The following is a 14,293-nucleotide window of genomic DNA, read 5'->3' on the forward strand; positions in this document are numbered from 1 at the left end:
CGAGATCTACACGAGCCTTATCGTCGGCAGCGTCAGATGTATATAAGAGACAGCCACCGGGGATGCCAGCCCCCTGACGCCGCTCCAGGAGCGGCTGGCCGCGCTGTTCCAGGACGTGCTGCACGTGGAGCGTGTGGGCGCGCACGATGACTTCTTCGCGCTCGGTGGGCATTCGCTGCTGGCCACCCAGCTCATCACCCGCGTGGGCGCCCGCTTCGGCGTGGACCTGCCCGTGCGCGCGCTGTTCGACGCGCCCACCGTGGCTCGGCTCGCTGAGCGCATCGAGGCGCTTCCCTCGCGGCATCCCGCCGAGCCCATCCCCACCGTGTCCCGGGATGGGGCGCTGCCGCTGTCATTCGCGCAGCAGCGCATGTGGTTCCTGGACCGGCCGGAGCCCGGTCAGGCCCTCTACAACATCCCCCTGGCCCTGCGGCTCTCCGGTCCCCTGGACGTGGAGGTGCTGCGCCGCACCTTCGCGGAGATCGTCCGCCGGCACGAACCGCTGCGCACCACGTTCGAGGAGCGCGATGGCCAGCCGCTCCAGCGCATCCACGCTCCGCCCGCGGAGTGGCCGCTCCCGGTGGAGACGCTTCCCGAAGGCGACGCGCGCGAGGCCACCCTGCGCCAGCGCATGCGCGAGGACGCGACGTGGCCCTTCGACCTGGGCACCGGTCCGCTGCTGCGCACGCGGCTGCTGCGGCTGGCCGCGGACGAACACGTGCTGCTGCTGTGCATGCACCACATCGTCACGGATGGCTGGTCCATGGGCGTGCTCGTGCACGAGGTGGGCAGCCTCTACGCGGCGCTCGCGGAGGGACGGCCTTCGCCGCTGCCGTCGCTGGAGGTGCAGGCCGCGGACTTCGCCGCATGGCAGCGCCAGCAGGACGCCTCCGAGCCGGTGCGCGCCCACCTGGAAGCGCTGCGGGAGTCCCTGAAGGACGTGCCCGTGCTGACCCTGCCCGCGGAGCAGGGGCTGCCCGGGACGCGGTCGACGCGTGGGGACACGCACGTCTTCACGCTGCCCGCGTCGCTGGTGCGCTCGCTGGAGCAGGTGGGCCGGGCGCATGACGCCACGCTGTTCATGGTGCTGATGGCCGGCTACCAGGCCGTGCTGTCGCGCTACTCCGGCCAGGACGATTTCGCCGTGGGCACGCCCGTGGCCCACCGCACCCGGCCGGAGCTGGAGCCCCTCATCGGCGTGTTCCTCAACACGCTGGTGCTGCGCGCGCGCCTGGACGGAGCGCCCCGCTTCACCGAGCTCCTGGAGCGCGTGCGCGAGTCCTCCCTGGCCGCGTTCGCGCACCAGGACGTGCCCTTCGAACAGCTCGTGGAGGCAGTGGCGCAAGCGCGCGGCGGCGACCGGACCCCGCTGTTCCAGGTGATGTTCGTGCTGCAGAACGCACCGCTGTCCGCGCCGGCCCTGCCCGGCGTGCGCGTGGAGCGGCTGCCCACCTCGACGGAGACCGCGCGCTTCGACCTCATCCTGTCGCTCACCGCGCGGGAGGACGGGCTGGAGGGGGCGCTCGAATACAGCCGCGACCTCTTCTCCGCGGACGCGGCGGCGCGGTTCGCCACGCACTTCCGGGTGCTGCTGGAGGCCGTGGCCCGCGATGCGGCGACACCCGTGCACCTGCTGCCGCTGATGGACGCGGCCGAGCGTGAACAGGTGCTCAAGGACTTCAGCGCGCCGGACGTCCGGCCGCTGCGCGAGCCGCCCCTGCTGGACCTCTTCGACGCGCAGGTCCGGCGCGCCCCCAACGCCATCGCCGTGGAGCACGAGGGCCATACGCTCACCTACGCGGCGCTGGACGCGCGCGCGAACCAGCTGGCGCGGCACCTGCTGGCCCGGGGGCTCCAGCCCGAGGGCCGCGTGGGCCTGTGCGTGGAGCGCGGCCTGGACCTCGTCGTGGGCATGCTCGGCATCGTCAAGGCGGGCGGCGCGTACGTGCCGTTGGACCCGGCCTATCCGGCGTCGCGGCTGACGTTCATGTTCCAGGACGCGGGGCTGTCGCTGGTGGTGACGGAGCGCTCGCTGCCCGAGGCCGTCCAGGACCGGGCCTGGCCCACGGTGAGCCTTGATGCGGACCGGGAGGAACTCACGCGCCAGGACACGTCCTCCCCGGCCGTGCGGCTGCTGCCGAACCAGCTGGTCTACGTGCTCTACACGTCGGGCTCCACGGGCACGCCCAAGGGCGTGGGCGTCACGTACGCCTCCATCGTGCACGTGGTGCGGGACACGAACTACTTCCAGATTGGACCGGACGACCGGATGGTGCAGGCCGGGACGCCGTCGTTCGACATCGCCACCTTCGAGGTCTGGGGTGCGCTGCTCAACGGTGCGCGGCTGGTCATCCTGCCGCGTGACGTGACACTGGCCCCGGCGGATCTGGCGCGCGCGCTGCGCGAGACGGGCGCCACCACGGCCATGTTCCCCACGGCCCTGTTCCACACCGTGGCGCGAGAGGTCCCGGATGCGTTCGCCACGATGCGGGCGGTCTACTTCGCGGGAGAGGCCGCGAACGCGGATGCGATCCGCGCGGTGCTGCGCGCAGGACCGCCGGTGCGACTGGTGAACTTCTACGGCCCCACGGAGATCACCGTGGGCGCCAGCACGCAGGACCTCAACGGCCTGCCGGAGCACGTGACGATCGTGCCCATCGGCCGGCCGATGACGCGCTGCCGGACGTACGTGCTGGATGCGCACTGGCAGCCGGTGCCCGTGGGCGTCCCGGGCGAGCTGTACCTGGGCGGTGACGGCGTGGCCCGGGGCTACCTGGGCCGCCCCGCGCTGACGGCGGAGCGGTTCGTGCCCTTGCCCTTCGGAGACGTGCCCGGCGCGCGCCTCTACCGCACGGGTGATCGCGTGCGCTGGTTGGCGGACGGCACGCTGGAGTTCCTGGGCCGCATGGACACGCAGGTGAAGCTGCGCGGCTTCCGCATCGAGCTGGGCGAGGTGGAGGCCATCGTCCGCCAGCACCCGTCGGTGAAGGCCTCGGTGGCCGGGGTGCTCGACGATGGTGCGGGCGATCCGCGGCTGGTGGCGTGGTACGTGCCGAAGGCTCCGCTGGACGCGGCGGAGCTGCGCGCCTTCGTGTCCGAACGGCTGCCTGCGCCGCTGGTGCCCTCCGCGTTCGTGGCACTGGACGCCCTGCCCCTCACGCCCGTGGGCAAGGTGGACCGCAAGGCCCTGCCCGCTCCGGATGCGCGCTCGGTCGCGGCGGCGCCCGAGAAGCCCGTGCGGATGACGCCCTTCCAGCAGCGGATCGCGGATCTGTTCCGCGACGTGCTCCGCGTGCCGCAGGTGGGCGTGCACGATGATTTCTTCGCCCTGGGTGGCCACTCGCTGCTGGCCACGCGGCTGCTGTCCCGCGTGCGTTCCACCTTCCAGGTGGAGCTGCCCCTGCGCGGCCTCTTCGACGGCGCCACCGTCGCCGGGGTCACCGAGCAGGTGGAGGCGCAGCTCCTCTCACGCTCCGACCTTCCGCGAGTGCCCGCGATCCGCAAGGCCGCCCGCGATGGCGAGCTGCCCCTGTCCTTCGCGCAGCAGCGGCTGTGGCTGGTGGAACAGCTCCAGCCCGGTGCCACGCCGTACATCCTGCTGGGCGCCGTGCGGCTGGAGGGCGCGCTGGACGCGGAGGCCCTGCGCCGCGCGCTGGAGTTGCTCGTCGAACGTCACGAGGCGCTCCGCACCACGTTCGCCCTGAAGGGCCGTGACCCCGTCCAGATCATCCAGCCCACGCCCCGCTGGGCCCTGCCCCTGACGGACCTGGGCGATGTTCCGGCCGAGGACCGCGAGGCGGCGGTGCAGCGCCTGGCGCGCGAGGAGGCGGGCCGGCCCTTCGACCTGGGCTCGGGACCGCTGCTGCGCACGCGGCTGTTGCGGCTGACCCCGTCGCATCACGTGCTGCTCCTGGGCATGCACCACGTCGTCTCCGACGGCTGGTCCCTGGGAGTGATGGTGCGCGAGGTGGCCACGGCCTACGCGGCCTTCGCTTCCGGCGCGGCCCCGGCGCTGCCGGCCCTGCCCATCCAGTACGCCGACTTCGCGGCGTGGCAGCGCGCCTGGCTCCAGGGCGACGTGCTCGCGGACGAGGTGGCGTGGTGGAAGGAACAGCTCGCCGGTGCGCCGCGGGTCCTGGACCTGCCCACCGACAAGCCGCGTCCCACGACGCGCTCTCCGCATGGCGCGCTGCTGCCCATGCACGTGCCTCGCGACCTGGCGGACCGTTTGGCGGGGCTCGCCCGGCGCGAAGGTGCCACGCCGTTCATGGCGCTGCTCGCCGTGTGGCAGGTGCTGCTGTCGCGCTACAGCCGGCAGGAGGACCTGCTCGTCGGCGCTCCCATCGCGGGCCGCACCCACGGCGACGTGGAGGGGCTGGTCGGCTTCTTCGTCAACACGCTGGTGCTGCGTGCGCGCATCCGTCCGGAGGCGTCCTTCCGCGCGTTGCTGGAGCAGGTGCGGGACACGACGCTCGCGGCCTATGAGCACCAGGACCTCCCGTTCGAGAAGCTGGTGGAGGAGCTCCAGGTGCCTCGTGACCTGGGCCGCACGCCGCTGGTGCAGGCCGTCTTCGCGCTCCAGAACGCTCCGGCCGGGGTGCTCGAAGCGCCGGGGCTGCGGATGGAGCTGCTGGAGGTCGACGCGGGCACGGCGCACTTCGACCTGGGCCTGCTGCTCACGGAGACGCCGGACGGACTGCGCGGCTCCATCGAGTACAGCACCGACCTCTTCGAGCGCGACACCGTGGCCCGGCTCGCCGGGCACCTGCGCGTGCTGCTGGAGGCCGCCGTCGCCGGACCGGACGCGCCGATCTCCCGGCTGCCGTGGCTCACGCCGGAGGAGCGCCAGCAGGTGCTCGTCGCGTGGAACGACACCGCCCTTCCCTATCCTTCCGACAGCACCGTCGCGGCGCGCTTCGCGATGCAGGCCGCGCGGCAGCCGGACGCCATTGCCGTGGAAGATGGGGATGAGCGACTGACGTACTCGCAGCTGGATGCGCGGGCCAATCAGCTGGCGCATGTCCTGCGGGCCCGGGGCGTGGGACCGGACGTGCTGGTGGCGCTGTGCCTGGAGCGCTCCGTGGGCTTCGTCGTCACGGTGCTCGGCATCCTCAAGGCGGGCGGTGCGTACGTGCCGCTGGATGCGTCGTATCCCGCGCAGCGCCTGAGCTTCATGCTGGAGGATGCCCGGCCGCACCTGCTCGTCACCACGCGTGAGTTGCGCGGACGGCTGCATCTTCCCGATGCGTCCCTGGCCTGCCTGTTCCTGGAGGAGCTGTCGCTGGCGGATCAGCCCATCACCGCGCCGGAGACCGGCGTGGGGCCGCGACACCTGGCCTACGTCATCTTCACCTCCGGCAGCGGTGGACGCCCCAAGGGCGTGGGCATCGAGCAGCGCGGCCTGCTGCGCCTGATGCATTCGGCGCCGTACACGCGCTATGGCGCTCGCGACACGGGACTGCTCTTCGCTCCCGTGTCCTTCGACGGCTCCGTGCTGGAGCTGTGGACGCCGCTGCTGCACGGCGGCCGGCTCGTCGTCTTCCCCGGCAACGTGCCCGCGGGGGACATGGACACGCTGGCCCGCGTGGTGGAGCGCCATGGCGTCACGTTCGTCCACCTGCCTTCCGGCCTCTTCTCGCAGTTGATGGAGCACCGGCCGGACATCCTCGGGCGGCTGCGGGAGCTGCACGCGGGCGGCGACATCGTCTCCGCGCCGCACGTGCGCAAGGCGGTGGAGTCGCTGGGCATCCCGTTCACCAACGCCTACGGCCCCACCGAGTGCTCCGTGGTCGCCACCACCTTCACGGTGGAGCGGCCGGAGCAGGTGGCGCTGTCGGTGCCCATCGGCGCGCCGCTCGCCAACACGTCGGTGTACGTGCTGGATGCGCGGCTGCACCCGGTGCCGGTGGGCGTGCCGGGCGAGCTGTTCCTCGGCGGTGACGGCGTGGCGCGCGGCTACGTGTCGCGGCCGGACCTCACGGCGGAGCGCTTCGTTCCGGACGCGCACGGGGTGACTCCGGGCGCGCGGCTGTACCGCACCGGGGACCTGGTCCGCTGGCGTCCGGACGGGACGCTGGAGTTCCTGGGCCGCGCCGACCACCAGGTGAAGGTGCGCGGCTTCCGCATCGAGCTGGCGGAGGTGGAGGCCGCCCTGCGCGACCTGTCCGCGGTGCAGGAGGCCGCGGTGGTGGTGCGCGAGGACGTGCCCGGAGACAAGCGGCTCGTCGCCTACGCGATGCCGCGTGCCGGGCACGTGCTGGAGTCCTCCGCGATGCGCGCGGCGCTGCGGCAGCGGCTGCCGGAGTACATGGTGCCGTCGGTGTTCGTGACGCTGGCCACCCTGCCCCTCAACCCCAGCGGCAAGGTGGACCGCAAGGCGCTGCCCGCGCCGGACGCCGCGTCCACCGGACGGCAGGGCCGCTTCGTGGAGCCCTCGCACCCGCTGGAGCAGCGGCTGGCGCCCGTCTTCGCCCGCGAGCTGGGCACGGACAAGGTCGGCGCGCAGGACCACCTCTTCGAGGACCTGGGCGCCACGTCCCTGACCGTGGTGCGGCTGGCCGCGCGCCTGCGCGAGGAGCTCCAGCGCGAGGTGCCCGTCGTCTGGCTGTTCGAACACCCCACGCTCGAAGGCATCGTCCAGCGCCTGGAGCGCGAGTCCCAGGGCCCGAGCGCCGCTCCGCCCGTGGCGCCGGCTCCGGGGCACCGTCCGCGCGAGGCCTCGAAGGCGGGCGCGTCCGGTGGCATCGCCATCATCGGCATGTCGGGCCGCTTCCCCGGCGCGATGACGGTGGCGGAGTTCTGGCGCAACCTGCGCGGGGGCGTGGAGTCCATCTCGCGCTTCTCGCCGGAGGAGCTGGAGCACATGCCCGCCCTGCCGGAGGGGCTGGAGCTGTGGCACCACCCGGCCTTCGTGCCGGCCGCGGGCGTCATCGACGGCGTGGACAAATTCGACCACGCCTTCTTCGACATGTCCCTGCGCGAGGCGCAGTTCACGGATCCGCAGCAGCGCCTCTTCCTCCAGACGGCGTGGGCCGCGCTGGAGGACGCGGGCATTGATCCGGACCGCTTCCCTGGCGCCATCTCGCTGTACGCGGGGGCCACGGGCTCCGGGTACACGGACGCCGTGCGCCAGGCGATGCCGTTGGACGCGGCGTCGTTCATGGAGCTGCACGGCACCGCCACGCACGAGAGCCTGGCGACGAAGACCTCCTTCAAGCTGGGGCTCACGGGTGAGAGCACGCTGCTCTACACCGCGTGCTCCACGGGCCTGGTGGCGGTGCACCTGGCCTGCCAGAGCCTCCGCGTGGGCCAGTCCGACGTGGCGATCGCGGGCGCGACGCGCCTGACGGTGCCGCAGCGCACGGGCTACGTGCACCAGGAGGGGCTCATCTTCTCCCCGGACGGCCACTGCCGCGCGTTCGACGCGAAGGCGGGCGGCACGCTGTCCGGCAACGGCGTGGGCGCGGTGGTGCTCAAGCGCCTGGAGGACGCGGTGCGGGATGGGGACGCCATCTACGCCGTCATCCGGGGCTCGGCGCTCAACAACGACGGCCGGCACAAGTCCGGCTTCACCGCGCCCAGCGTGCAGGGCCAGGCCGCCGTCGTGTCCCAGGCGCTGGCCAACGCGGGCGTCTCTCCGGAGGCCGTGGGCTACGTGGAGGCCCACGGCACCGCGACGCCGCTGGGCGACCCGATTGAAGTGGCGGCGCTGACTCGCGCGTACGGCCTGGGTTCTGAGCACCGGGGGCGCATCGCGCTGGCATCGCTGAAGACGAACGTGGGCCACCTGGACACGGTCGCGGGCCTCGCGGGGCTGATGAAGGCCGCGCTGTCGCTGCACCACGGGGAGATTCCCCCCAGCCTCCACTTCGAGCGGCCCAACCCGCAGATCGACTTCGACGCGGGGCCGTTCTTCGTCAACACCACCTTGCGGTCGTGGCCCCGGGGCGAGACGCCCCGCTTCGCCGCGGTCAGCTCCTTCGGCATTGGCGGTACCAATGCCCACGCAGTTCTTGAGGAAGCCCCCATGCGGCAGAGTGGTTCCACCACGCGGTCCCACCAGCTCGTCGTGCTCTCCGCGCGCTCGCAGGAAGCCTTGCAGGCCGCGGCGCGGCAGCTGGACACGCACGTGGCGGAGGGCGTGGACGCGCAGGCGCTGGCGGACCTGGCGTTCACGCACGCCGTGGGCCGCAAGGCGTTCGAGTACCGCAAGGCGCTGGTCGTGAAGGACGCGGAGGACCTGGCGCGGCAGCTGCGCAAGCCGCTGGTCGCGGTGAAGGGCGAGAAGCGCGCGCCGCGCGTGGCGTTCGTGTTCTCCGGTCAGGGGGCACAGCGGGTCGCGATGGGACGCGAGCTGGCGGAGGCGTCGCCCCGGTTCCGCGCGCATCTGGACGCATGCCTCGCGCTGCTGGAGGCGCCGCTGCGGGCGCGCGTGTCGAAGCTGCTGTCGCCCGAGGCCGGCGCGGAAGCCGAGGCCACGGCGGCCCTGGCGGACACGCGCGTGGCGCTGCCCGCGTTGTTCAGCGTGCAGGTGTCGCTGGCGCGGCTGTGGCAGGACCTGGGGGTGACGCCCTACGCCGTGATGGGGCACAGCTTCGGGGAGTACGCGGCGGCGTGTGTCGCGGGCGTGCTGTCGCTGGAGGACGCGATGCGTCTCACGGTGGCGCGCGGGGAGCTGATGCACCGCATGCCGCCGGGGGCGATGCTCGCGGTGGCGCTGCCCGCGGCGCAGGTCCAGCCGCTGCTGTCGGGCCGGCTGGAGCTGGCGGCGGTGAATGCGCCGGACCGCTGCGTGGTGTCCGGGCCGGTGGAGGAAGTGGAGCGGCTGGAGGCGGAGCTGAAGGGCCGCAAGGCCGGGGCGGTGCGGATGCCCGCGCCACATGCGTTCCACTCGGTGGACGTGGAACCGGTGATGCCGGAACTGGCGCGGGTGGTGGGGACGCTGCGCCGGTCCGAGCCGACGGTGCGGTACGTGTCCAGCCTCACGGGGACGGTGGCGCAGCCGGGGCAGCTCGCGGATCCGCGCTACTGGACGGAGCAGATGCGCAGGCCGGTGCACTTCACCCGCGCGGTGGAGACGCTCCAGGAGGAAGGCTGCGCGGTGCTGTTGGAGATTGGCCCCGGTCAGGACGTGACGCCGCTGGTGCGCGCGAACCTGATGCGGGAGGAGAACGGCCGCAGCCGTGTCCAGGGGCTGGCGTCACTGCGCGTGGCCGGGACGACGACGGAGCAGATGGGCTGGCTCCAGGCCGTGGGAGAGCTGTGGACCGCGGGTGTCGCTGTGGACTGGAGCGCGTTCTACGCGCACGAGCAGCGCCTGCGGATGCACCTGCCCACGTACGTCTTCCAGGAGAAGACCGTCTGGGTGGAGCAGAAGGCGCAAGGCCCCGCGGCCGGCCGCATCACCACCACGGCGACGCGGTCTCCGGCGGAGGTGTCGGCGCAGGGGAATGGCGCTGAAGCCGCGCGGCCGAGTCACGCAGGGACGTCCGTCTCCGCTGGCGCGGCATCGCTCGGAGGAACCGAAGGGCTGTCCGGGACCGCGCACCTGAGCGGTGCGAGCCGCGTGGCAACGCTCACCGAGCCCCACATGTCAGGGCCGTCGTCTTCGACCATCGGCGCTGCGTCCTCGTCCTTCAGCGGTGGCCAAGCGTCTCCGCGCTCCGGGACCACGTCTTTCGACAGCGGCGCCGACGGTGCGAGCCATGCCGGAGCCGCGTCCTTCGACAGCGGCACCAACGGCGCGACCCATGCGGGGGCCGCGTCTTTCAACAGCGGCGCCAGCGGCGCGACCCACGCGGGGGCCTCGCCCTCGGATGCGACCGGCCGTGTAGCGACCCATGCCGGGGCCTCATCTTTCGACAGCGGCGCCAGCGGCACGACCCATGCGGGGGCCTCATCTTTCGACAGCGGCGCCAGCGGCACGACCCACGTGGGGGCCTCGCCCTCCGATGCGACCGGCCGGGCAGCGACTCATGCCGGAGCCGCGTCCTTCGGGAACACCCACTCCGCGACCCAGACGGCGACCGCGTTCGCCGGGACCGGTCGCGTGGCGACGCTGACCGAGGCCCCTTCCTTCGACGCGCCTCCGCCGACGCCTTCCTCCCACGCCGCAGCCTTCGCCCCGTCCCAGCCACAGACCGACGCCGCATCCCTCGACAGGTCCCAGATGCCCACGCGCAACGACGCCGCTGACTTCGACGAGCCTGTCACCGCGGCCCCGGCCTCTTCGCAGCCCGTCCGTGACGACGCGCCTCGCGGTGAGGTGGAAGAACGCGTGGCCGCGCTGTGGCGCGAGCGCCTGGGCCTGGAGTTCGTCGGCCGTCACGACGACTTCCTGGAGATTGGCGGCAACTCGCTGACGGCCGCCCAGCTCCTCAACCAGGTGCGCGACGCCTTCGGCGTGAACCTGCCGCTCGCGGCCCTCTTCGAAGCCCCCACCGTCGCGGGCATCGCGGAACGCCTGGTGCCCCTGCTGCGTCAGGCCCCGCAGGCCCCCGTCTCCGTGGAGCTTCCCCTGGTGCCGCTGCCGCGCACCGGCGAGCTGCCCCTGTCCTTCGTGCAGGAGCGCGTCTGGCGCCTGGAGCAGCACCTGCCCGGCCAGTCCGCGTACAACATCCCGTTCGTTCTTCGCCTCGAAGGCGACGTGAACGCCGACGTGCTGGAGCGCGGCATCCAGGAGATCGTCCGGCGCCACGAAGCGCTGCGCACCACCTACGACGTCGTGGACGGCCGCCCCGTGCAGCGCTTCCACGCGCACATGCACGTGCCGCTCACCCGCGTGGAGCTGCGCGGCCCCATGGAGACGCGCGAACCCGAGGCCATGCGCCTTGCTCGCGAGGACGCCGCGAAGCCGTACGACCTCGTCAACGGCCCTGTCGTGCGCACCACCCTGGTCCGCCTGGACACGCGCCTGCACATGCTGCTGGGCGGCATCCACCACATCGTCAGTGACACGCTCTCCATCGCCCTGTTCGTCCAGGAGCTGGTCCACCTCTACAACGCCTTCCTCCAGGGCCGTCCGTCTCCCCTGCCCCCGCTGCCCGTGCAGTACGCGGACTTCGGCGCGTGGCAGCGCCACAGCATCGCGGGCAACCGCCTGCCCGAACAGGATCAGGGCTGGCGGCAGCGGCTGGCCGGCATGCCGCGCAAGCTCGACCTGCCCACGGACCGCCCGCGTCCCACCGAGAGCCCCCTCACCTCCGCGCGCATGACGGTGGACTTCCCGCCCGCGCTCGCCCGGGAGCTCACGGCCTTCACGCGCCGCGAGGGCTTCACCGGCTACATGACCGTGCTCGCCGCGTGGCAGACGCTCCTGCACCGCTACAGCGGCCAGACGGACGTCATCGTCGGCACGCCCATCGCCAACCGCACCCGGCCGGAGTTGCTGCCGCTCATCGGGTACGTGGCGCACTCGGCGGCGTTCCGCACGCGCTTCACGGAGGGGCTCACCTTCCGCGACCTGCTCGCCCAGGTGCGCGAAGAGGTCGCCGACGCGCAGACGCGCCCCGACGTTCCCTTCGAGTACCTGGTGGAAGCCCTCATCCCGGGCAAGGACATCGGCCGCGGCCGGATGACGGACTCCGTGTTCGTCTACCACACGGGCGCTGGCGCCGGCGCGACGACGCTGGAGCTCACCGGCCTGCGCGGCTCGCTGGTGGAGGTGCCGGGCACGCCCGTGCAGTGGGGCGCCACCCTGGCGGACCTCACGCTCGTGCTCTCCGAGGCCCCCGGCCGCGTCCACGGCGCCCTGGAGTACGCGACGGAGCTGTTCGACTCCGCCACCGTGGAGCGGCTCGTGGAGCACTTCCAGGTGCTGCTGGCCGCCGCGCTCGCCCGGCCCGAGACGCCCATCTCGCACCTGCCCCTGGCCACGGAGGCCGAGCGCCGCGCCTGGCCCGCGCCTCGGGCCTCGCCGGGCTTCACCTCCGTGCCGGCCCTGCTCGCGGAGCGGCGCGCGCGCCACTCGGACGCCACCGCCGTCTCGCGCGGGGACACCCACTGGACCTGGGCCGAGCTGGGCTCCCGCGCGGATGTGCTGGCCTCGCGGCTGAAGGCAATGGGCGTGACGGCCGGGACGCCGGTGGCCGTGTGCCTGCGCTCGTCGCCGGAGAAGCTGGCCGCGCTGTGGGGCGTGCTGGCCGCCGGTGGCGCGGGCATCGCGCTGGGCCCCGCGGACCTGGGTCAGCTGCCTGTCTACGCGCCGGAAGGTGCCCGCGTGCCGGTGCTCGTCACCACGCGCGCGCTGGTGGCCTCCGTGCGCGTGGAGGCTTCGCGCGTCGTGTACGTGGAGGACGTGGAAGCATCGGGTGCACCCTTCCACGCACCCGAGGACGCGCACGCGCTGGCGTGGCTGCTGTCCACGGGGGCCGGCCAGCCCGCGTGGGCGCTGGGCCACCGCGAGCTGTCGGAGTTCTTCACCGGGCTGGACGCGCGGCTGTCCCCGCCGGATGGGGGCGCGTGGCTGTCCGCGAGCGAGGCGTCCGCGGACCGGCCGGAGCTGGAGGCCCTGTGGGCGCTCACGCGTGGGCTGCGCGTGGTGTACCCGCCGGAGCGCATCACCGCGGGGTTGGTGAGCCTGGGGGGCGGCGGGCCTCGCGCGAAGGCGATGGACCTGAGCCTCATCTACTTCGCCAACGACGAGGACACGCTCCAGGGTCCGAAGTACGAGCTGCTGCTGGAGGGCGCGAAGTTCGCGGACGCCCACGGCTTCTCCGCCGTGTGGACGCCGGAGCGGCACTTCCACTCCTTCGGCGGCCTGTACCCGCAGCCGGCCGTGGTGGCGGCGGGCCTGGCCACCGTCACGAAGCACCTGCACCTGCGCTCCGGCAGCGTGGTGCTGCCGCTGCATGATCCGCTGCTCATCGCGGAGCAGTGGTCCGTGGTGGACAACCTGTCCCAGGGCCGCGTGGGCCTGTCCGTGGCCACGGGCTGGCACACGCAGGACTTCACCTTCGCGCCGGCCAACTTCGAGCGGCGCCGGGAGATCCTCCTGGAGAAGCTGTCCACGCTGCGCGCGCTGTGGCGCGGAGAGAAGTTCAAGCGTCCCGGCGGCGCGGGCACCACGATGGAGGCGGTGCTGCGGCCCAAGCCCGTGCAGAAGGAGCTGCCGGTGTGGCTCACCGCCACGTCCAACCCGGAGACCTTCCGCATGGCGGGCGAGCTGGGCGCGGGCGTGCTCACCGGCCTGCTGTCGCACTCGCTGGAGGAGATGAAGCCGAAGATCGCCCTGTACCGCGAGGCGTGGCGCCGCAACGGCCACCCGGGCCGCGGCCACATCACCTGCATGCTGCACACGTACCTGGGCGACGACGACCAGGAGGTGCTTCGCATCGTGCGCCAGCCGCTGCTCGCGTACTTCCGCAGCTCGGTGGACATCGTCACGTCGCTGCTGCTCACCCAGGGCTACCAGGGCGAGATCCAGAAGCTGTCCGCGGAGGACATCGACGCGCTGCTGGAGCACACGTTCGAGAACCACGCCAAGACGACGGGTCTCGTGGGCACGGTGGACGGCGCGCTGAAGCGGCTGCGCGACGTGCGCGCGGCGGACGTGGACGAGGTGGCGGCGCTCATCGACTTCGGCCTGGAGACGCCGGTGGTACTGGAGGGCCTGCGCCGGCTGGCCGTGGTGCGCGAGCGCATGGACGCGGAGGCCGCCGTCCGCCAGGAGCAGGTGTTGGTGGAGGCCGAGGCCGGCGTGGAAGGCCTGCTGGAGCTGGCGCGCGCGTCCGGCGCGGTGCTGGTGCACACGTCGGCCCGCCTGGCGCGCACGCTGAGCGAGCTGTCCGGTGCGCGCGAGTCCCTGGCCCACGTGGGCGCCCTGGTGGTGGAGGGCGCGTCGGTGGAGCTGGGCGCGGCGCTGCACCGGGCCGCGGGCGTGGAGGTGTGGCTGTCCGGTGACGCCCAGGAGGGCGCGCTCCTGCCGCGCACGCCGCGCGAGCGCATCCCCGCGAACCTCCAGACGTGGGTGCTGGACGCGGCTGGCCAGCCTGTCCCCGCGGGCGTGGTGGGCGAGCTGGCCCTCGCCGGCGCGGGGCTCCCCACCGCGCTGTGGCGCGCGGGCGATGAAGAGCACCGCCGCCTGGTGCCGCACCCCCGCGAGGCCGCTGCCCGGCTGTACCGCACGGGCCGCCACGCCCGGCTGCGCGCGGATGGCCGCGTGGAGCCCGTGGCGACACCGTCCCGCCTCCCGCCTCCGCCCGTGGCGCGTCCCGCCGTCGTGGAGGCGCCGCGTCCCGTGGCGCCCGTCGTCACGCGTCCCGCCGCCCCGGTCGTGAACGAGGGCCCGCCGCCC

General features: G+C 73.2%; 1 protein-coding gene. It reads left to right on the forward strand.

From position 1 onward, the window contains the following. Positions 1–94: 94 nt before the first annotated feature. Positions 95–14,293: non-ribosomal peptide synthetase (locus tag D7W79_RS26540; protein ID WP_439099232.1), on the forward strand; the 14,199-nt coding region annotated here is incomplete at its 3' end.

The sequence above is a fragment of the Corallococcus exercitus genome (assembly GCF_003611585.1).
Classification (GTDB): Bacteria; Myxococcota; Myxococcia; order Myxococcales; family Myxococcaceae; genus Corallococcus; species Corallococcus exercitus.